This is a genomic window from Streptomyces sp. NPDC057617, from assembly GCF_042800555.1.
Lineage (GTDB): Bacteria > Actinomycetota > Actinomycetes > Streptomycetales > Streptomycetaceae > Streptomyces.
The window spans coordinates 188,561-207,674 of the sequence record NZ_JBHVGV010000004.1; the positions used below are offsets into that span (position 1 = coordinate 188,561).

19 protein-coding genes are annotated in these 19,114 nt (G+C 66.1%); 4 read left to right on the forward strand and 15 right to left on the reverse strand.

Annotation, left to right across the window (positions count from 1 at the left end; genetic code table 11):
* Positions 1-189 precede the first annotated feature (189 nt).
* The 6 genes from ACFU9P_RS12420 to ACFU9P_RS12445 form a co-directional block, all read right to left on the reverse strand.
* Positions 190-414 carry a hypothetical protein gene (locus tag ACFU9P_RS12420; RefSeq protein ID WP_384079310.1) on the reverse strand — a complete coding sequence of 75 codons (225 nt, stop codon included), beginning with the start codon at positions 412-414 and terminating at the stop codon, positions 190-192.
* Positions 415-518: 104 nt separating this feature from the next.
* Positions 519-1,577, reverse strand: coding sequence for a DUF2637 domain-containing protein (locus tag ACFU9P_RS12425; protein WP_384079313.1), 1,059 nt, complete (start codon positions 1,575-1,577; stop codon positions 519-521).
* Complete coding sequence (locus ACFU9P_RS12430; RefSeq protein WP_384079316.1) at positions 1,574-2,140, reverse strand: WhiB family transcriptional regulator; 567 nt, start codon at positions 2,138-2,140, stop codon at positions 1,574-1,576. Before ACFU9P_RS12430 ends, ACFU9P_RS12425 begins: the two co-directional genes overlap by 4 nt.
* Positions 2,141-2,260: 120 nt before the next feature.
* On the reverse strand, positions 2,261-2,968 hold the full coding sequence (locus tag ACFU9P_RS12435) for an ATP-binding protein (protein ID WP_384079319.1): 708 nt from the start codon (positions 2,966-2,968) through the stop codon (positions 2,261-2,263).
* A complete protein-coding gene (locus tag ACFU9P_RS12440) occupies positions 2,968-3,984 on the reverse strand; it encodes a hypothetical protein (protein ID WP_384079322.1) in 1,017 nt (338 codons plus the stop codon). Before ACFU9P_RS12440 ends, ACFU9P_RS12435 begins: the two co-directional genes overlap by 1 nt.
* Before the next feature lies 1 nt (position 3,985).
* Positions 3,986-4,315, reverse strand: coding sequence for a transcriptional regulator (locus ACFU9P_RS12445; RefSeq protein WP_384079325.1), 330 nt, complete (start codon positions 4,313-4,315; stop codon positions 3,986-3,988).
* Between the two features lie 1,444 nt (positions 4,316-5,759).
* Between ACFU9P_RS12445 and ACFU9P_RS12450 the strand changes: the two genes are divergently transcribed.
* The gene (locus ACFU9P_RS12450; protein ID WP_384079328.1) at positions 5,760-6,788 is read left to right on the forward strand and encodes a hypothetical protein; all 1,029 of its coding nucleotides are present in this window, start codon (positions 5,760-5,762) and stop codon (positions 6,786-6,788) included.
* Between the two features lie 207 nt (positions 6,789-6,995).
* On the opposite strand, the gene ACFU9P_RS12455 is transcribed toward ACFU9P_RS12450, so the two are convergent.
* Entirely contained in the window at positions 6,996-8,123 is a 1,128-nt protein-coding gene (locus ACFU9P_RS12455; protein ID WP_384079331.1) for a hypothetical protein, read from the reverse strand.
* Positions 8,124-8,483: 360 nt separating this feature from the next.
* Positions 8,484-9,356: a hypothetical protein gene (locus ACFU9P_RS12460; protein WP_384079334.1), complete on the reverse strand. Its 873-nt coding sequence runs from the start codon at positions 9,354-9,356 to the stop codon at positions 8,484-8,486.
* A 486-nt stretch (positions 9,357-9,842) separates the two neighbouring features.
* Between ACFU9P_RS12460 and ACFU9P_RS12465 the strand changes: the two genes are divergently transcribed.
* Complete coding sequence (locus ACFU9P_RS12465; protein ID WP_384079338.1) at positions 9,843-9,998, forward strand: hypothetical protein; 156 nt, start codon at positions 9,843-9,845, stop codon at positions 9,996-9,998.
* Between the two features lie 205 nt (positions 9,999-10,203).
* Here the strand turns inward: ACFU9P_RS12465 and ACFU9P_RS12470 are convergent, their stop codons facing one another.
* Positions 10,204-10,404, reverse strand: coding sequence for a hypothetical protein (locus tag ACFU9P_RS12470; RefSeq protein WP_384079341.1), 201 nt, complete (start codon positions 10,402-10,404; stop codon positions 10,204-10,206).
* 133 nt (positions 10,405-10,537) lie between these two features.
* Entirely contained in the window at positions 10,538-10,978 is a 441-nt protein-coding gene (locus ACFU9P_RS12475) for an ATP-binding protein (protein ID WP_384079344.1), read from the reverse strand.
* Between the two features lie 483 nt (positions 10,979-11,461).
* On the opposite strand from ACFU9P_RS12475, the gene ACFU9P_RS12480 reads away from it, so the two are divergent.
* The gene (locus tag ACFU9P_RS12480; RefSeq protein WP_384079347.1) at positions 11,462-12,310 is read left to right on the forward strand and encodes a helix-turn-helix domain-containing protein; all 849 of its coding nucleotides are present in this window, start codon (positions 11,462-11,464) and stop codon (positions 12,308-12,310) included.
* A complete protein-coding gene (locus tag ACFU9P_RS12485) occupies positions 12,289-12,528 on the forward strand; it encodes a DUF397 domain-containing protein (RefSeq protein WP_384079351.1) in 240 nt (79 codons plus the stop codon). Before ACFU9P_RS12480 ends, ACFU9P_RS12485 begins: the two co-directional genes overlap by 22 nt.
* Before the next feature lie 1,391 nt (positions 12,529-13,919).
* On the opposite strand, the gene ACFU9P_RS12490 is transcribed toward ACFU9P_RS12485, so the two are convergent.
* The 5 genes from ACFU9P_RS12490 to ACFU9P_RS12510 all read right to left on the reverse strand — a co-directional run bounded on the left by ACFU9P_RS12490 (position 13,920) and on the right by ACFU9P_RS12510 (position 19,110).
* Entirely contained in the window at positions 13,920-14,942 is a 1,023-nt protein-coding gene (locus ACFU9P_RS12490) for a glycosyltransferase (RefSeq protein ID WP_384079354.1), read from the reverse strand.
* The gene (gene serS / locus ACFU9P_RS12495) at positions 14,942-16,234 is read right to left on the reverse strand and encodes a serine--tRNA ligase (RefSeq protein ID WP_384079357.1); all 1,293 of its coding nucleotides are present in this window, start codon (positions 16,232-16,234) and stop codon (positions 14,942-14,944) included. Before serS ends, ACFU9P_RS12490 begins: the two co-directional genes overlap by 1 nt.
* A 454-nt stretch (positions 16,235-16,688) precedes the next feature.
* Entirely contained in the window at positions 16,689-16,937 is a 249-nt protein-coding gene (locus ACFU9P_RS12500) for a histidine phosphatase family protein (protein WP_384079360.1), read from the reverse strand.
* Positions 16,934-17,758 (reverse strand): aminoglycoside phosphotransferase family protein, encoded by an 825-nt coding sequence (locus tag ACFU9P_RS12505; protein ID WP_384079363.1) that lies wholly within the window; start codon positions 17,756-17,758, stop codon positions 16,934-16,936. The genes ACFU9P_RS12500 and ACFU9P_RS12505 overlap by 4 nt, the downstream gene beginning before the upstream one ends.
* 101 nt (positions 17,759-17,859) lie before the next feature.
* A complete protein-coding gene (locus tag ACFU9P_RS12510) occupies positions 17,860-19,110 on the reverse strand; it encodes a methionine adenosyltransferase (protein WP_384079366.1) in 1,251 nt (416 codons plus the stop codon).
* Positions 19,111-19,114 lie beyond the last annotated feature (4 nt).

The following is a 19,114-nucleotide window of genomic DNA, read 5'->3' on the forward strand; positions in this document are numbered from 1 at the left end:
GGTGCCGGGTGTCCGGCTGGTTCCCGTGCGCCCTCGCTCGGGGACCAGCCGGGCTTCCCCCGCCCCCCTGGGCGGGGGCAAGTGCGTGCGACGGGCCGTAGGACCGTCGTATGCGACAACTTGCTGCGCTGATTGCCGTCTTGGGTTCACGAGAAGGTTCGGGGGCAGTGACCGTCGGGTCGTTGGCGCTCACCGGCTCGTCTCCGTGTTTTGCCGGTGGACGTCGCGCAGGACGGTCTCGATCCAGTCCATGGCCAGGACCGGGTGGTGCAGGGTCCACGGGGTGCTGCGTGAATGGCGTTGCACGGTCCAGGTGTTGTCGGGGCCGGGTTCGGTGCGGTGGAGGTGGCTGTGCTGGTGATGGACGGTCAGCCAGGTGTCCACCTCGGCCGGTGTTGCGGGGGTCGTGCGCATGGCGGTGCTCTCCGGTTCGCTTCAGGAGGTCGTGGGGCGCGTGTCCGGGGGCGGGTGACCGGCCGAGAAGGTCCGGCTCGGTCACCCAGCGCCGTGGTGTCCGGTCAGTCCCGGGGGGAGGTGACCTGCTGTCCGTGCTGCTTGCGGAGCTGGACCATCAGGGCGGTCAGCGTGTCGCTGGACAGCGGGATCTGCTGACCGCGGATCGCCTGCGCGACCACCTTCCGGGTCAGCTTGTCCTCGGCCCTGACCGCTGACCGGGCGATCTCCAGCAACTCCTCGGTATCCGGGTCAGACCGCCGGTCACCGGTAGTCCGGGCATCCCGGTCACTCACCGGCGGCGCAGTGACCGACCGGTCGGTGACCGGCGGGAGGCTGTCCAGATGACCGGTGACCGGCTCGGCACTGTCCGGCCGGTCACTGACCGCCGGGATGGTATCCAGATGTCCGACCAGGTCAGCCCCCTTGGGCCCCTGGTCAAGGTGACCGGTGTCCGGGCGGGCGCTGTCCACCGGGGCACCGTCCCCGGCGGGTGTCCGGGTGTCCGGAGTCTGCTTGTTCGGGGACAGCCGGGGCCGGTCGGTCGGCACGGTCACCGGCTCTCCAGCGCCGGCCCGACCGGGCTGCGGCTGCTGCTGACCGGCCCGGTCAGTCCGAGTGACCGCGACGCGCCCGGCCTGACGGGAGTGACCGAAGTGACCGAGGTCATCGCGGTCACTGTTCTTGACCGGGCCCCGGGCGATCAGGATGTAGAGATGGACCGCTCCGGCCAGGGCCAGCGGCGCGAGGGTGGACAGTACGGCGACCACGGTGTCCCCGAGCCGTAGTTCGCTGGCCGAGGCCGTCTGCTGGTTGAGGCGGACCGCGTGGAGGGCGTTGGCCCAGATGCTGGCGGTGGTGGCCGTGCCGAACAGGAGCCATACGTACGCGCGGGCCCGCAGCGGGGCGTTGCGCAGGACGAGCAGGGCCCGTACGCCGTAGGCGATGAACCCGTCGATCACCAGGGGGAAAAGGTAGGTCAGCGGGCCTCGGACGTGGATCGCGACGGCCATCTGCTGGAGGGCGTCGTACGACAGGGCGCAGCCTGCCGCGCCAAGGGCCACGATGGCGGCGCGGTCCCAGCCGGTGATGTGTGCCGGTATCGGCACTGTGGTGCTGGTCATGCCGCCGTCCCGAAGTCGTCCCGGCGGAGACGCTTGCCGTCGGCCTCGGGAGGCGGAGGGTTCTCCCGGCTCTGCTCCACATCGCGGTTGCGCAGAGCGCGGCGGATCTCGCGGTACTGCTTCTTGGCGTATTCCTCCGTGACCTTCAGCAGCCGGGCCAGGTGCTGCTCGGTGAGGCCGTGGCGGTAGGCGGCGTGGATGACCGCGCGGCGTTCGGCATGGGTGAGGTGGATGTCGCGTCCGGCGAGGGTGGCGTTGACACGGCTGTAGTCGAGGCGGGTGGCGAGCTTCGCGTGCAGCAGCGTGCGTTCCTCCTCGGTCATGCCGCCCCGGATGCCGTGGGCGTCGTTGTTCTCCAGGGCGGCGTCCAGGCAGGTGAGGCGGACCGGGCACTGGCGGCACAGCGCCTTCGCGGCGCGGATACGGTCCATCTCGTCCGGCTCAGGGAAAAAAATCTCCGGGTCCACCGGGTGGTACTCCGTGCTCTGGCAGACGGCCTGGTCCTGCCAGGTCTGGTCGCCGAGCGAGCGGTGGCGGGCCGGGCCGTTCGTCGTGGTGCTCATGCGGGGTGTGCTCCGATCGCTCTCCGCGCGCAGGGGCGTCGGCGGAGGAGTGCATGGGTCGGGAGGTACTCGGGGTGCGCCGAGGGCGCACGGGGCAGGCGCGGCGGCGGCCTGCTGCAGTCAGGCGGCAGTGCGGAGGCGTCTGCGGTCGACCGGCTCGAACTCGACCCGGATGGTCATCTGACGCAGGCGGGAGGCGACGCGGTCGCCGAGATAGGCCCGCAGGTCCCCGATGCGCAGGTTGGTGGTGATCAGCGTGGGGAGCATGTGGTTGTACCGGCGGTTGACCAGCCGGTAGGTGATCTCCTCGGTCCAGTCGCTGGCCTTCGCCGCGCCGAGGTCGTCGAGGATCAGCAGCGGGCACCTGCTGACAACCGCCAGCTCCCGTTCGCTGTCCACTCCGGGGCGGGGACGGAGTTCCGCGTACAGGTCCGCGGCAGTGACCGCGCGCCACCGCACCCCGATGCCGGCCCCGGCAAGGGCGCGGACCGCGCCGTACGCCTGGTGGGTCTTGCCCGAGCCGACCACCCCGGCCATCAGCAGGCTCGGGCCCGTGGTGATCTGCCGCCGGGCGCCCCGGCTCGGGACGACGGCCTGCCGGGCGACGTCGTGGATCCAGTCCAGGACCTGGGGGTGGTCGGCCACCGCGCCCCGGTAGCGCGGAGGTATCCCTGCCGACAGGGCATCGAGTGCGGAGACGCGCTCGGGCTCCTCGGTCAGGGCGGCGACGGCCGCCGGGGCGATGTTCCGGGAGGCCAGGATGCGGGCCATCCGGTCCAGGGCACCCCCGGCGCCGAGGGTCTGCGGGTCGCGGGTACGGGTGCGCATCACAGCTCCTCGGCGTAAGCGGCGGCATCGACGGGATTGGTCCACGCCTGATGAGCGGGCACGGTAGACCGCGATCCCGGCCGCGCAAAACCGGCGGCGGGGGCGTTCATGGCGTCGTTGACCAGGCTCGGCAGGCGGGATGGGTGGCCCTGGATCTCGCCGAAGCGCTTCAGCCCGGCTCGGACGTGCTCCGAGGCGATGCCCTCGCCGAGGAGCTTCTTGGCGATCCTCCCGAGGTGCCCGATCACGTCGCCCGGAGGACGCTCCTGGCACGAGGCGACGTACTCGCCGACCAGCTCCTTCGCCGAGACGGTGGCATCGGGCGCTGTGCGCCCCGTAGGGAAAGAAGATCCAGGATCCAAGGTCCTAGATCCAGGCGCCGAGCCCTCCCCGACGTTTCGGGGAGCCTTCGGGGAGTCCTCGGCGAATGCCGTCTGACCTGCGATTTTCTCGCCACTGTGGTCAGGGGTGCCGACGGGGTCGGCGGGGGCGTCCCGTTGGGCGGCCGGGGCCCCGCCTTGGGGGGCGGGAGGCGTCGGTGCGGGCTGCGCGGGTAGATCGAGGGCTCGGGGAGTGTTCCCCGAAGCCTCGTCGAGCCCTCGGGGAGGGGTGGGCGACGCCTCGGTGTGATTGGCGCAGAGGCCCTTGCAGGGACCGCAGCGGTCCGCCGCCTGGTGCTCCGGGCACGCGGGCAGCCGGGACTGGCTGGGCTTGTCGATCTTCTGATGCTCGGACCAGGTCACGACATGCAGGTAGCGCCGGCCGTCGCAGCCGGTGTACCGGCAGACCAGCCCCGCGCTTTCGAGCTGCTGAAGGTCGTCCTCGACATGGACGGAGGTGTGCTCGGCGCGAAGCGGCCAGAGCAGCCCGGCGATGATCGCCGCGTTGTCCCGGTGACGGCCGTGGTCGTCGGCCTGGGTGAGCAGGCCGAAGAAGGTGCGCTCCGCCTCGACACTCACCTCGGCGAGCGACTCGGAGAAGAACGCCTCCGGCTTGATCGTCCGTATCCGCGCCATGTCAGCGGCCCCGACCAGTGGTGGGGAGGTCGCTGCGGGTGAGAACGGCCGAGGCGAGGTCGAGGGTGTGAGGCCGGGTCCAGTCGGCGTCCGGCCAGACCCGCACGACCCAGCGGGCCGCGACCGTGGCGGTCGTGCGGCTGAGTTCGATCGGCTGCCCCGCCCCGTCCCAGACACGGGCGTGGGGGTGCGGCCAGACCGCCCCGGGCTCCCGAAGGCTCACGCGGACGGTGGCCGCGCCGGGGATCATGTCGGCAAGCTGAAGGGCGAGGCGGCGCTGGCGGTCGGCGCTGTCCGGGCAGGCTGGGGTTCCGCTCGGTATGACGGGCATGCAATACTCCGTGATTTGTAGGAGCGCGGTGCGGCTGTCCTCGTGGAAAAGTCCAGCCGCCCGTGTGAGTTGTGAATCGGTGCTCTTCGGGGCATCGGCCCGGCGCCCAGGAGTTGGTAGCTCCCGGGCGCCGGTCTCATTTCAGCCCCGACCCAGAGTGCTGTGCGGCATGCGATAGGCAGCCGCGTGGGGTGGTAAGGCGTTCATCCCGGTCTCCCCCTCGTCGTTCGGTTCGGGCTGCGGCGGGCGGTCCGTCGAGCGACCAGCACCATATGCACACACCCCACGAAGATCCACCCCGTTCCCGGATGCCGGTTGGACACCACGGCCACCGAGCGAACCATCAGCGAGCACTGCTCACCAGACGGACGGTGACCCAGCGGGCGACAGCGGCCACGCCGGGCATCCAGATTTATGTACGGGGAGCAAGGCAGACAAGCCACCACGCAGGTTGGGACGTTCGACCCTTTGCGCACGACAGCCGACATGCAAAACTCCTTTGACGTGCGCCACTCCGGTGTCCGGGGAAAGAGCCGGCGCGGCGTCGGCAGGTGATCTCCCGCCCTTGCCTCAGCGTGAATGCCATTCAGCATTCGGCGCCTGAGAGGTGCAACTCTCAGACGCCGTCGCTGATTTCCGGGCGCATCGGCCCGTTCCGTATAGCATTCCGCAGCTCCGCCTGGCCGGGCGCCGGCGAGCGACCAGAAACTTATGGCGATGCCGCGTCAAGTTCTAGACGAGCTTGGAGATCCCCCTAGAACTCACGAGAAGGGCCGCGCCTCGCCCGGTGTGGACCGTAGAGGACAACGGGCGCGGAATGACGCTCGCGCCGAGATCTCCGGAGATAATTCCCACCGCTCCCCTCTGACTGGCCCCTCTGACAGGCAAGGCCCGGCAGGCAAGCCAAGGCACGGGCGCGGCCCCGCTCCAACCGACTGTTCAGTGACGGATCTCCCAGCCCAGCAAGTCCGTCAACCTGCGGGCGGGGGCTGGCTATCCGGCCACGCGAGCGTGAGCAGGCTCCGCGTCCCAATTCGGGTCACTGGCCAGTGCAATGGTCACCGGCACCGAGTCCCAGCGTGTGTCTGCCGAAGAAGCGCTCAGCACCGTGGGCGCCGAACCCAATCCCCCTGCCACCGCCAGGGCCAATGCGAACGCGGCAACGAGAACCCTGCTTTTCTGACGGCTCATCATTGAATTCCCATCTCTCGTCCAGCGCTGACGGCAGCCCTTGCCATCAGCGGCTTTTGCCAACCGGATTCTGCAGTCCAGGCCGAGTCCCGCCCTTCCCGGCAGGATCATGATCATCGTGCGAGCGGCCACGAAAAGGATGAAACTGAAAGGGAGACGTGGTCGCTGTGTGTAGGTTCCACGCTCCGGCCCGTCGGCACAAGAAAAAAGCGTTGCGTGTGCACGCACTTTCCAGAAGACGCAAGGTTCAAAAATGACAGATGCGACGGAAAGCGACGGAACGCCGGACGGCCTGGCCCTTTCGGATGATGCCTTTGCCCTCTACGAGCGCGTTGCCCGTGGTGACGGACATGTTGAGCCGGGTCAGCCCGGACTGGATGAACTGCTCGGCATTGGCCTGGTACTGCCGCACATCTTCGAGGAAGATCTATACCTGCCCTCCGACCGGCAACACGTCTGGCAGATCCTGACGGACCGAGAACGAGTCAGCATTGAGCAGTCGTGGGAGCGGCTGAGACGATCCGGGGAGCGACTCAGAGCGCTGCCGCGCTTTTTCGCGAAGCTCCCGCGCGCGGCAACAGGGGGCCAGGACAGCGGCGGCATCGAGTTCATGAAGAGCCCCCGCGACGCCAACACAGCCGTCGCCGCCGCCCTGGCCGACGTCAGTTCCCACGTCTACACCGCGCACCCCAAGGACCGCCAGCAGGAAGTGCTGACCATCTCTGCCGTAAGCGACATCGAGCGCCTGGAAAGAGGCATCGGAATGCGGACTGTCTACCCGGAGACCGCACTCTCCCGGGCGCCGGAGAACCAGTGGGTCTCGGCAGTCACCCCACACGGTGCACAGGTCAGGACCGCGGCAGCCCCGTTCCCACGGATGATCATCATCGACGAGGTCTTCGCCCTCATATCCGACCGCGAAGCGGTGCCCCCTTACAGCCGGACAGGCTGGACGGTGACCCACCCAGGCATGCTGGGTTTCATCCTGGACACCTTCAAGCTCCTGTGGCATGTGGCCGACCCCTGGGCGGGCAGGATCACACCATCGGCGTCGGGGACGATCACGACCCCCCGCGTCCGGACCATCCTGAACGGCATGAGCCTCGGACACACCCACGAAGCCATCGCCAAGAGCCTCGGAGTGAGCACACGTACGGTCACCAACAACCTCAGCCCGATCTACGAAGCACTCAGTATCGAAGCCGGCGATCGGTTCCGCCTCGCCCTCTGGTGGGCCACATCCGACGAAAGAGAGCTGGAAGCAGAGCCAACCCAGCAATGACATGCACTCAGGACCGCACCGGTAGGTCGGCCGCCGCTTCCTTATCCTCGACTCACGCACCGGTGGCTTCGTTGATGTCCTTCGACAGCGAAGTTAGTCGTGGGTCGACAGGTTTGGATGTCAACGAGTCTGCTCGTGCAGGCTGCGTAGGTAAGAGCATGCAAACCGTGTCGAAGACAGTGCGACATTAGGGCATGCGACCGGTGGTCAGAAGAACGTCGTCAGCTCGACGCGCTTGTCCTCCCGGTTGAACCGGAGTCCGATCGTGAAGGTCTGGTATCGGCCGTCCTCCACTTCGACGTCGACCAGCGCCGTGTAGAGCAGGTTCCCGTACTTATCGAGGCGCAGGTTGTATAGGTACCCCTGCGCCACCAACTTGCTGACCGCGGCCTCCAAGGCGGGCTGATCCAGATGGAGCAGGCCGGCCTGCTCCACGGAGTCCCGGTGCTTGCCGTCCTGGAGGTACCCGTACCGGCCCGGAGTCATCCAGATGTCGGGTGACTCCAGGCGCGCGGCGTCAGGGCTGAGCGTGGCGAGCGCGGAGCGGTTGTCCTCGCGATTCTGGCCGGTGAGGTGGCTGTTGATGCGGTAGCCGAGGAACGGCAGGAACAGCATGTCGATCACTGCTGTGGGCGTGAAGCCGAGTGCTTCGAATGGCAGCCCTGCGCTGTTTGGCTCTTCGTCGACGTACACGCCTTCCAGGATCCTGTCGCCCACGCGAAGGCCGGAGTTCATGAGGGACAGACCGAGGAACGCCTTCAGGGTGCTGCGGCCGGTGCAGTCGGCGTACCCGAAGTAGGCGGGGTGCTCAGCAGCAGTCGAGGTGAGCGTGTCGGCCTGTGCCTTGGACAGGTTGGTGACGTACACGCAGTACACCAGCTCCGAGTAGGTAACTCTGTACGGCCGGTGGTAGACGACGGTCTTATCCATAGCCGCCTGCACCTTTTCGGCGGGGGCGCGAAGGAGGTCGCCGCGTAGGATCGAGTTGACCGGGACGCTCTTCTTTGGCCGGGGGAGACCCGCGACCCACGCCTCCGTCACGTCTACGGCGTAGAGGCCGTTGGAGCGCTTGGAGTCGAAAAGGAGGGCGATCTCCCTGCGGCGGTGATCGGGCACGAGCGCCTTGGCAAGGCTGCTGTAGGCGATGCCCAGCTCGTCGAGGGCCCGGCTGAGGTGGAGGTGGTCGGCGCGCATCCTCCGGTGGTACGCCTCGTCGGTCAGGTTGAACCCGTTCCGCATCGCAGCGAGGAGGAGGTTGTCGTGGGTCGTGACCGAGTGGATGTTGAACGGTCCGGCCAGCAGCTCATCCCACGTCGTCGCGCTGTCGGCGGCCATGCTTGCCTCCTCGTATCGAAGTCTTCGCATGCTGGGCGAACCACGAGGCTATGCGCCCCACTACGCGCGCGACCACTGATTTCGACGATGCTCATCCCCCACGACTAGATCGCTGTCAGAGAAGCCGAAACGGCTGGGTTGGCTGTCACGCGCCTCGATTGGATGGCAAAGGACAGTTGATCTCTAGGAACAGCGTTTGCCGACGGATGTCCTGTCTCACTGAATCGAGTCGTCTTCTCAACGAAGCGAGTCGTTCGCTTCCATCTCAGAAGCCAGTCCACGCGTCTCACCAATCCAGTCCACTCAGGTCAACGCGTTGGACGACTTACTTCGTCGAGGCAGGACAGCCGCCAAGCGTCGTCAGAGGGTGCGGGCGCCCTCAAGCTTTCCCTCAAGGGCGGCCTCGACTACTCGCAGGACCTGGCGCCGGACTGCGGCTGGTTGCTCGGCGAGGTTCTCGTCCAGTACTGCCTGCGGCATGTCCAGCAGATCCTTGACGTTGGCGAGGGCGTCGGGGAGGTGTTGCAGCGAGGCCTGGATGGCAGTGAGGTTGTCGGCCATCTCCGGGTCCGAGCGGCGCATCCCGACCGTCATGGCCACCATCAGGGGGGCCATCGCGGGTTCCTCGTCCAGGCAGGCGATCCCGCCGAAGCCCGCGTGATTGTCCTTGCCGTGAACCGCACCGATGAGCCGGGCGGCGAGGGGCATCAGCCGGAAGAGAGCGTGGGCGAAGGGGCGGGCTTCTTCCAGTTCGGTGTCCGTGGCGGTTGCCATCGTCTTGACGAGGACCGGCAGGGCCAGGATGCGGCCGGCGGTGAGCAGGTCGTGGGGTGAGCCGGTGAGCCACGGGCCGGCGCCGTTCACCAGATGTCGGCGCCCCGGGGCGACACCGAGGAGTCGTTCGATCGCGAAGGCTTCGCTGTCGGTCGCGGTGGGCGGTTCGCCGAGTCCGAAGGTGCGGAGAAGCAGCTCGACGGAGCGGGTCCGTTCGGCGGCGGGCTGTCGGATCGGCCGGGGGGCGGCATTGCGGCCGCGTTTCGCGGCGAGTTCAGCGGCGAGGGATTCGACGGGTTCCCGGCGGGCTGCCGATCCCGGTGTGGCGGCAGCATCTGGTGTCGGAGCGGTGTGCTCCTGAAGGGCTTCCTCAGCGGCGCGAAGGCTGGCGATGAGCGCGCTGCGGGCGGCGTACGTGGGGATGGGGAAGCCCTCCAGCCACAGCAGCACGCGGAGCATGCCGGGGTCTTTCGTGTGTCGCCGCCAGCGACACAGGGACACGATCTGCTGCTCGGTGCCGGACGGGTAGAGCCACACGGGAGTGATCCCCCGGTTCTGGGCCCGGCGGGGGCGCGGGATAAGTCCCTGGACACGCAGCGTCTCTAGCTGCCGGGCGGTGACAGGGTGACCCGCGCGGCGGGCGGCCTGGAGGAGGGCGGCGCTGTCGGGGCCAGAGCAGATCAGCGACGGACCCGGGGGTGTGGCGGGGCTCATCGGCGCAGCCTAGTGCGCTCCCGTGCCGGCGCGTCAGGGGCGGGCCGGAGAAGGCGGTTGGAGGGGCCGGCGGGAGGGGGTACTCCCGGAAAGAGGGCCGGTATCTCGCATCCGCGGCTTCGGCCGTTGCCGGGATGGGCGGCGGGGTGCTTGTGTCGGGAGAACCGGCCCGTCGAACTGGCGGCGCCGGTCCGGCGGGGCGGTCGCGCCCCCGTACATGAGGAGGACGTTGTGGTGTCGAAGAAGATGGTGGCGGTGGTGGCGGCAGCGGTCGCGCGGGCATACGCGCAGCGGTGGGCGGTCCGCAGTGGGTATGCGGGATGGCAGGTGACGGTGGTGGGGTACGCGGCGGGGGTCGCGATCACGGCCGTGGTCCTGCGGGCGTGACCACGATGTTTCGAGCCGGTGTCCTGTCTCGACGAAGTCAGTCAGTCGGTCGCGCCTGTTCTGACCGGCGTGGACTGGACTAGGTGAGACGTGTGGCAGGACAACGGACTTCGGAGGCGACTGTTGATCAACTAGCTCCGGAATGTCGAGCAAAAATGACGGCACCGAGGTGGTCGGGAACACGGGACGGGGGAAGCGGCGGGGATCAACCGGCCTTGGCAGGCTCCTCGGCTGATGCCCGGGTGCTGGCCAAGCGGTAGGAGTCGGTGCCGGTTTTGATCGTTACCTTGCGGCGCAGCAACACGGGCTCCACACGGGCAATTAAGGTGGCCGTCTCAGCACACAGTGACGAGATGCGGCGAATCAGCCACCCTCCGTATTTTTCTGGATTCTTCGTAATGCACATACCGCATCATTTACTCCATCAAATCTGAGCGAATGTGCCACGGTGACGCTTGCGTCACCGGTCTTACCCTCAGCCCTCCGACACGATGCCGAATCGGGTGGAGCAGCGGGTTCAGCACGGAGTGATCCGGCACTCAGGCGCCAGAAGTCCGGCTCACTGCAGCTTCCCTGCGGGAGGGCACGCAGTGGATCTCGAACCACACATCCTTGCCCCCGTCGGTGGGTTGGGCACCCCATGCGTTGGTCAGGGCTTTCACGGACGCCAACCCCCGCCCGCGTTCGGCGAAGTAGTCCAGTTCCCCTACCTTCGGCAGCTCGGCGCTCATGTCGCTGACTACGATGCGGACGCCGGCGGGCAGTCGCATCAGGGTCAGCACGCACTGCGCGGATTCGGTGTGCTGGCGCACGTTCGTCAGCAGCTCGTTTGCGCAATACACCGCAATATCCACAATTGCCCCGTAGTCCCAGTGGCGAAGGTGGGCGCTGATGATGCGGCGGATACTGGCGAGGTTCTCCGGGGTGACCATCAACTCCTGACGGTACTTCCGTCCACCCGCTTTCCCAACGGCAGTCATCGGGCGCTCCGCTGACCGTTCAGCATCGAGGCGGCAGCAGCGTTCCCGCACAGCATCTTCGATTGAGTGGAACGAAATTCGCACCCCGCTTCGTCAAGGTTGCGAGCGAGGGACAGCAGAAGGGGCATGGCCGAGACCTCCACAGGTGTGCCAGGAAGTACGCACCGGAGATCTGCTCGTACGTCCGGGATTGCGTATTGCTGTCTGGCTTGGTTCTGGCTCAACTACTGTCTTGCACGGGATAGTTGGACGGCAAGATGCCGTGCAACTTTCACGGAAATTGTCATATTCGATTGTCCGGACTCTTGCCTGTGCAAGCCGAACTCTGGCTGGCACACTCAGGACTCGGGGACCGCCGAAGCGGACTCGGAGATGGCCGAGCCGGACTCAGGAGCTCGTACGCCTGACTCTGGAGAAGTGAGGAGGACTCAGACTGTGGCAGCGCCAAGGGGACCTACGAGTCGACGCGTGCACTTGGGCAGGGTGCTGGAGAAGATGCGCATCGACCGCAGAGAGTCCAGAGATGAAGTGGCGGTGGCACTCGGCTTCTCCCCGGAGAAGCTGTGGCGTTTGGAGAAGGGTCGTACCGGCCTGCCGAACCACGGTGACCTCAAGGCGCTCCTGGAGCACTACGAAGTATCCGACGAGGAAACCGTCGAAGAGCTTGTCAAGATCCACCGCGAGTCGCTGAGTCAGGGGTGGTGGGTGCCCTACAACCCCCATCTCCAGAAGGGCATGCGCGACTACGTCGGCCTGGAGGCTGACGCCCTGTCCATCAGTGCCTGGCAGCCCAACCTGATCTTCGGCTTGCTTCAGACGCCGAATTACGCGCGGGCGCTGCTTGAGAGCGCAAAGGCCGTCGATGAGATCACGACCGAGTTCATCGATGCGAACGTCGAGCTTCGGATGAGCCGGAAAAGACTCATCACAGAGGAGGAACCGCGCTCCCTGTGGGTCATCCTGGCTGAGGACGCGATCCACAGCACGATCGGCGGAAGCGCGATCATGATTGAGCAGTACGAGGAGATCGGAAGGCTTGCCGCGCTCGACCACGTCACCGTGCAGGTGCTTCCGGCCGCGTCCGCCGGCTACCGGGCCAGTCAGAACTTCGCACTGCTCGAACTGCCCGAGCCACTGCCGAAGATGGTTCAGGCCGACCATGTCAACGGTCAAGCCTGGGTTACCGACAAGAAGCCCGAGGCCGGCAGGTTCTCCCGGAGGTTCGAAGCACTGCGGGCCGCGGGTCTCGCGCCTCACGAGACACCGCGGATCCTCGAAGAAGCCAGAAGAGAACAGGAAGAACGGAAGTCATGGCCATTAACACAAACGTGAAATCCACTGACGTGGCACTTGAAAGCGCCTGGTTTAAGTCGTCCTACAGCAGTGGGGCCGAAGGGAACTGTGTGGAGATCGCGGATCTGGCCGGGCAGGTCAGCATCCGGGACTCCAAGGACAAGGAAGGAGCCACTCTGACCGTCCCTAGCTCGGCATTCTCGTCGTTCATCTCAACCGTGCGCTCCGACTCCGGCTTCGGTGCAATCGATAACTGACCGCCGGGACGAAATGAGGAGTGGTCCTCCCCAGGGCATGTGGGAAGGACCACTCTGCATCACAGCTACCTTGACGTACTGCTCGGCCAGTTGCCAGCCCGCCTCGCGGGCCTACGCACCAATCATCCGTCGATCACGATCAACGGGCCTGATCGATCGCACTGTCCGATGGCCAACTCGGCCCCGGGCCGATCATTTCCACCGGAGGTCCCCGGCGCTGCGCGCCCCGAAGCCAGAGTCTTCGTACGCCAACCCCACTACAACGGACTTCTCGCAGCCTCACCAATACCCGGAGACCCCGGACACGCCACTGATATAGATGAGTTCCGGTTCAACGTGTAGCGGGCCACACACCACCACTTTGCCGACCTGGAAAACTCCGTCACAGACCCCAGACGGACACGCTGGCGGTACGTAATGACGTTATCGGGTGACCTCCCGCTCGATACTTGAGGCAACGGCGGGCCAGGGGACGGGAAGCGCCGCAATCGTTGTCCAATATCGGTGCGATGATCGAACCGCGGCGCTTACTCCGAGGCGGGTCGATTCGGGCGTAAGTGTGCCAAGGACCCGGCGGGTTATGCCGCCCGCACCGCGTGCCGCAGGTGTGATGCCGTTACCGAGAAGAAGCGTCGCCGTGCGGAGTGCGTCCAGGGTGGCGGGAGGGGCCGCTCCGGTGAGGGGCCCGTAGATCAGCTCGTTCCAATTTTGCATGGTCCGGGCCCATGCCAAGCGTTCGAGGCTGGTGCCGAGGTCGACCGCCATGCACTGTGGATTGTCCGCGTTCCAGAGAAGAACGATGTCGCCCAGCGTAAGGTTCAAGTGTCGAAACCGTAGAGTGATTCCCTTGACTTGGCGGCGTTGCCACACCATGACTCGGCCGTAGATGCTTATGTGCCGGGCATGGAAGCCGAGTTGGGAGAGTACGGATAGCCAGACGTCGAGAATCGTCCCGTATTCGGCGATACTGTCGATGGGCTGGACGCAGGAGACGTTGACGAAAGAGGTCAGAAACCCGTCACGCAGTTCTCCGGAGTCGGTGCGTTGGCCGGTGAATCGCACTACAGGTTGAGGGATGAAGCCTCGGCGGTAGGTTCCTGAGTGGCCGTCCTTGAGGAGCGGATCGAGGGCTTGGACAGCCGAAATGGTCAGTTCCGTCTCGCGCCCCCATCGAAGAGGTAGGCAAGTATCCCGTGGGATGCCTTGCGTGGCGAAGCCCTCTTGAAGTGTTCCGAGCAGTTCTGCCCACGAAGGCCGACGGCGGGGTGGGCAGTATGGAGAGCCGCGGTGTGGGTGTTGGATTTCTAAGGAATCCCCGTCGAGGGTGAACTCCCAATGGGCTCCAACCGCTTGCCTGAGCACGTCGGCTACCTGCTGGCTCGGTGCCCCGCTCAGCACGGGCGAGCCGCCATCCCCTCGAAATGCCGTGCTGGGTCAAACCGTAGCTGTCCGGCCGCCTGCACCGTGCGGTGGTCGAGTGACTGCGCTTGTTCGACTGCCCCGGCGAGCGTGAGCGCTGCTGTCTCGTCGTCCACTTCAGGATCGGCGACAGCGATGGCCCCGGTCTGGTCGCACAGCGCAGCCTCGGCGCACGTGCCCTTGCGCCAGGTCAGCGCAGCCACGGGGGTTCCGGCTCGCAGAGATTCGCCGAACACTGCGGCTCCGGCCTCCACGTAGGTGCGTGCGTACGTGTAGACGAACGCTGATGCGTCACGAAGAGCGGCGGTCTTGGCCGGGCCACCGAGTTCGCCCACCAGCTCGACGTGCTCCGCGGTGAAGAGCTTCTCGTGCCGGCGTACGTAGTCCTCGTCGAAGACCGGCCCCACGACGCGTATCCGGCGGCCAAGTATCTGCGCTGCTCTCAGAGCGAGGTGCGGGGCCTTCTCCTCGTCTATCCGACCGAGCCACACAAGGTCACGCCCGCCGACTGAGGGCGGCTCTTCCTCGTTGAGGCCCAGGTGGACGGCAAGCTCTCGGATCGGCTGGTGAGCTGCGTACCGCTCGATCATCTCGGGCGAGTAGCAGTACAGACGCGACCGCTTACCGTCGAACGCCGTCTCAGTGTGTTGAAAGATCGGCGAGTGCTGGAATGTCGCGACGTCGCAATCGAGCTCGTTCCACGTGCGCGTCCAGGCGGCGAGTGAGGGGTACTCGTGGCCGACCACCAGGAGGTTGTATCCCGCGGCGCGGAGGTCACGCTCTGCCTGAGATCCCGACGTCATGTCCTCAAGACGGACTGGCTTGCGGACCCATTCGGCTTCCAGGTCCATGAGCCAGCCCGGCCCGAGGAGATGCACGTCGGCGCCTGCGGCACGGGCGCCAACCGCGACCGCCCAGAGCCATCGTTCGATCCCGCCGTATCCGGCCGGGGGAAAAGCGTAGCTACCTGGAAAGTCGCAGACGCCGACGAGCACTATGCCTCCGGGGTTCCATCCGCCGAGATACGGCGGAAGCCGAGGTATGGGACGAGTGATTCAGGCAGGACGATCGAGCCGTCCTGCTGCTGGCCTTGTTCGAGCACCGCGGCCAGGGTGCGGCCGATCGGCAGGCCCGAGCCGTTGAGCGTGGCAACCAGCTTCGGTTTGCCGTCCGCGCCACGGGTGCGGATGTGCGCGCGGCGCGCTTGGAAGGTGCCGAAGTTGGAGACCGACGAGATCTCGCGGTAGGTGTTCTGGCTTGGCAGCCACACCTCGAGGTCGTAGGTGAGCTGGGCGGAGAAGCCTGTGTCGCCAGCGGCGAGGCGGATCACGCGGTACGCGAGACCCAGCTCCTTCAGGCACGCCTCGGCGTGCCCGATCATCTTCTCCAGCTCGGCGTCGGCATCCTCGGGGTCGCAGATCCGCACCATCTCCACCTTCGTGAACTGGTGCTGGCGGATCAGGCCTCGGGTGTCGCGACCGTACGAGCCGGCCTCCGAGCGGAAGCACGGCGTTTGAGCAGTGAGGGCGAGTGGCAGCTCCGAGGGCGGGATGATCTCGTCGGCGTAGAGATTGGTGAGCGGGACCTCGGCGGTCGGGATCAGGAACAGCTCGCGATCCGCAACGCCGGTCTTGAACAGGTCCTCCTCGAACTTCGGCAACTGACCCGTGCCGGTCATCGTCTTGCGGGTGACCAGGAACGGAACCGAGTGCTCGACGTAGCCGTGCCGGCGTGTGTGAAGGTCGAGGAAGAGCGTGACGAGTGCCCGCTCAAGGGCTGCCCCTGCTCCACGAGAGACGGCGAAGCGGGAGCCCGAGAGCTTCGTCGCCCGGGCGAAATCGAGGACCCCGGTAGCCTCGCCAAGGTCGACGTGGTCCTTCGGCTCGAAGGAGAAGGTCGGCGGAGTCCCTACTCGACGGACCTCGACCGCGAACTCCTCAGAGTCGCCATCCGGAGCCCTGTCGTCGGGGATGTTCGGAATGCTGAGGAGGAGGTTGCGGAGATCGTCCTGAACCTTCTCCTGATCGGCCTCTATCTCCCGGATTTCGTCCTTGATCTCGCGGGCCCGCTCCTTCAGCTTGGAGATATCCCCGCCTTGCTTCGCGGTCTCCTGGACCTCCTTGGCCACACGTTTGGACTCTGCCCGCAGCCCGTCGGCAACATGAATGCTCTGGTTCCGCCGGGCATGGAGGTCCTCCAGGACGGACAGGTCCAGGGAGTAACCGCGTCGAGCGAGCCGACGTACCGCTTCGGCCCCCATGTCGATCAGGGCGCGAGCATCATGCATGGTTGGGGTCCTTCTTCTCCGGAAAGTGAGCTGCTGCTCTGACGGTAGCAACTGCCGACGTTCCGTCGACCCGCTATATCGCTGCGTTACTCCGCTCATCTGGATCTTGGCGATCCTCTGTATCAAGATCAGATAGAAGCTCCGTGATCCAGCCGCCGAGCATGTGGTGTGCGACATCGAGCGGCTGCACGCAGGGAGCCTCTGGGAAGAACAGGGGCGCGGCATCGCCCTCGGGACGACCCCGCTGCCGGAACAGGACGGACAGGAGCAAGCCGTGCCCCACGACGAGGCGAGGGCCGGGGAGAGCTAGGCAGTCTTTCAGCCCGAGGAGCATCCGTGGATACCCTCCCGCTGCGATTCCGCGGCGCCCGGGGGATGGCGCCATGCGCCATGTTGATCAACCCCATCGCCGTAGCCGAGCCAAGGGCCACCCTCGAACTCTCCATAGTCCAGTTCATTCAGCCGGGGCTCGACCACGAGCTCCGCGGCGGGCACTACCCGTGAGTAGGAGAGTGGTCTGCTTAGCACGCGGGAACCTGCTGGCCGCCCACATCCGTACGCTGTGCAGAGGCAATTCGGTCCAGGCGCGCTGACACGATCGCACTCCCTCCTCGCTGAGCTGGACGCTGACGGAGGGGTCCCCGTTGAGGAGCTGTTTCGTGCTGTATTCCGTCTGACCGTGGCGGAGGATGCGCGTCCTCATATGTCGCCTCCGGCTCCTCGGGCCGACAGGAAGGAGAGCACCCCCATCATCTTCGGTGCTCGTGGATCAACGGTGTCCACGTAGTAGAGGAGGCCGTCCAGGGACAGCAATCTGCACCACGGTGCGATCACCGGAACGGGGATGCGCGAGATTCGGGCGGCTGTCGAAAGCCGCTGTTTCGTCTCTCGGCCAAGATCGTAGTAGACGGTCCAGAAGGCCCAGTCGAAGGCGGCGTCGCCCACCATAGGAACAGGATCGAGCAGACGCGGATGGCCCTTGTCGTCGAACGGAACGTTCTCCCGATACAGGTCACCGTGAAGGACGGTGGAGCGCTCAGGGGCCGCTTTGAGGGTGGCGAGTGCGCGAAACTCGTCCTCGACGAGTGACCCCCACGGCCCAAGATCAAGACTTAGCGCTCGCTTCTCGATCCGCGGCAGCACCTCGAAGCGAAGGTAGTCACTGAGAAGCGGGAGGCTGACTGTGCGCGGCCTCGCTCGTCCTCGCAGGTGCAGTCCGTGAAGCGCACCAGCCACCATCTGTGTTTCCCGGCGCCGCCACTCGGAGCCTCCGGGGCGCCCACCCACCATTTCGAAGAGTGCCACCGCGTGATCGTCGGCAGTGTCCATGACATCGACCGTCATCCCGCCGGCCCACAGTCGAAGGGCACGAATCTCATGGCGGTAGCGTGCGGGATCAGCCCAAGCCTTGAGGAGCAGCGGACACCCGTCGGGATCGATCGCCGTGGCGATCACGGAGGCGTGTCCAGCGTCGTGGTACCCCTCAAGCGAGAGGTTCCAGCGTTCTGCCAACTGCTCCAGCACGCTAGGTACGGTGTCGAGCCAATCTTGGACCTTCGGCCCGTAATGTGCGATCAGCCGCTCTCGACATCCCTCGGGCACCCCGCCGAGCGTCCGCGTAGTCATCAGCTCAGCACGATCCCGTCTTGAACAAGCTCGTCGGTGAGGGCCGGGAACTCCTCCAGAGCCTCGGTGACGAGAGCCTGCACCTTGTCGATCTCGACTTCCTGTGCGGCGAGACGAACCAGGACCCGCCATGGTTGATCCAGCCTCTGCCCGGTAATGCTCACCAGGTGCACTTCGGCATGCTCGCCTGTCACTTCATGGAGTCGGTGTGCCAACCGAAGGGCGGTGATGTTGTAGAGCTTGCCGACGTGGTAGACGGGGTTTTTTCCGCTCGCGCCCTCCAGATTCATTGGGCGCAGGGGCGTGATGAGACCGTTGACGCGGTTGCCTCGGCCGACTACGCCTTCGTCACCGGACTCGATCGAGCTTCCCGTGTAGGTCAGGTAGAGCTCGTCCTTCTCGGGCACGTCGCGAGCGTTGAGGCGGAAGTCCGCGTCCGCGCCGGGGAGCGAGATGCTGGCGAAGCGATGGCATTCGGCGAGAACGGTCTCAGTGTTGCGGACATACTCCGCTCGACTCGCGACGTGACGCGATTTCTGGGGTACGCATAACACGATGTCCGCGTGCTGCCCGTCCCAGTAGCCCATGAGCTTCACGTCGGAGCCGCACCAGGCGTGGTCCCGCGTGAAGTCGCTCTCTCCGGAGAAGTGGTTTACGAGGTCGCGGACGAACGTCTCGAATGGGTTCTCCGGGGCCCAACCCGTCCCGAGGGAAGTGTCGTTCGAGAGGCGCACGCTGCGCTCACGGAGGTCGTCTATGGAACGCGGGTTGAACCAGCGGGTGCGGTCCGGAACATCGTCGCCTATGAGTACGGCGCCGGGACTGGAGTTGCTCGTGATGTTGAAGGCGATGTCGAGGTGATCCGAGACCTCCGGCACGCGTTCGGCGAAGAACGATTTGACTTCCGCCTCAATGATCTCCGTAACGGGGATCGTCTCGCCACCGCATAAAGGCGCGGCTCGGCCGTTGACGTGAACTCGGACCGGCGAGGTCATCTTGCCGCCGCCGTAGCGAACTTCGCTTGCGCCGCCGAGGAGAGCGAGCTTGTCGAAGTTGTGGTGCAGTACGGCCCCGAAGTGCTTCACGGTGTACTGGCTGTACGCCCGGGACAGGCGCTCGGCGAGGTGATCGGCGAGGGTGTCCGGGTGGCCGAGGCCCTTACGCTCGACGATGGTCGTGGCGTCCGGTTGGGGTGCTCCGGTCTCGATCACTATGTGGCTGTTGCCCAAGGTGGTGCTGGTTCGGTGCATGGCC

What these genes read in the sequence shown, in the direction of transcription:
- ACFU9P_RS12420 (WP_384079310.1), bottom strand. Translation starts at nt 414, where the DNA reads ATGCGCACGACCCCCGCAACACCGGCCGAGGTGGACACCTGGCTGACC.
- ACFU9P_RS12425 (WP_384079313.1), bottom strand. Translation starts at nt 1,577, where the DNA reads ATGACCAGCACCACAGTGCCGATACCGGCACACATCACCGGCTGGGAC.
- ACFU9P_RS12430 (WP_384079316.1), bottom strand. Translation starts at nt 2,140, where the DNA reads ATGAGCACCACGACGAACGGCCCGGCCCGCCACCGCTCGCTCGGCGAC.
- ACFU9P_RS12435 (WP_384079319.1), bottom strand. Translation starts at nt 2,968, where the DNA reads ATGCGCACCCGTACCCGCGACCCGCAGACCCTCGGCGCCGGGGGTGCC.
- ACFU9P_RS12440 (WP_384079322.1), bottom strand. Translation starts at nt 3,984, where the DNA reads ATGGCGCGGATACGGACGATCAAGCCGGAGGCGTTCTTCTCCGAGTCG.
- ACFU9P_RS12445 (WP_384079325.1), bottom strand. Translation starts at nt 4,315, where the DNA reads ATGCCCGTCATACCGAGCGGAACCCCAGCCTGCCCGGACAGCGCCGAC.
- ACFU9P_RS12450 (WP_384079328.1), top strand. Translation starts at nt 5,760, where the DNA reads ATGACAGATGCGACGGAAAGCGACGGAACGCCGGACGGCCTGGCCCTT.
- ACFU9P_RS12455 (WP_384079331.1), bottom strand. Translation starts at nt 8,123, where the DNA reads ATGGCCGCCGACAGCGCGACGACGTGGGATGAGCTGCTGGCCGGACCG.
- ACFU9P_RS12460 (WP_384079334.1), bottom strand. Translation starts at nt 9,356, where the DNA reads ATGCTCCGCGTGCTGCTGTGGCTGGAGGGCTTCCCCATCCCCACGTAC.
- ACFU9P_RS12470 (WP_384079341.1), bottom strand. Translation starts at nt 10,404, where the DNA reads ATGTGCATTACGAAGAATCCAGAAAAATACGGAGGGTGGCTGATTCGC.
- ACFU9P_RS12475 (WP_384079344.1), bottom strand. Translation starts at nt 10,978, where the DNA reads ATGACTGCCGTTGGGAAAGCGGGTGGACGGAAGTACCGTCAGGAGTTG.
- ACFU9P_RS12485 (WP_384079351.1), top strand. Translation starts at nt 12,289, where the DNA reads ATGGCCATTAACACAAACGTGAAATCCACTGACGTGGCACTTGAAAGC.
- serS (WP_384079357.1), bottom strand. Translation starts at nt 16,234, where the DNA reads ATGCATGATGCTCGCGCCCTGATCGACATGGGGGCCGAAGCGGTACGT.
- ACFU9P_RS12500 (WP_384079360.1), bottom strand. Translation starts at nt 16,937, where the DNA reads ATGAGGACGCGCATCCTCCGCCACGGTCAGACGGAATACAGCACGAAA.
- ACFU9P_RS12510 (WP_384079366.1), bottom strand. Translation starts at nt 19,110, where the DNA reads ATGCACCGAACCAGCACCACCTTGGGCAACAGCCACATAGTGATCGAG.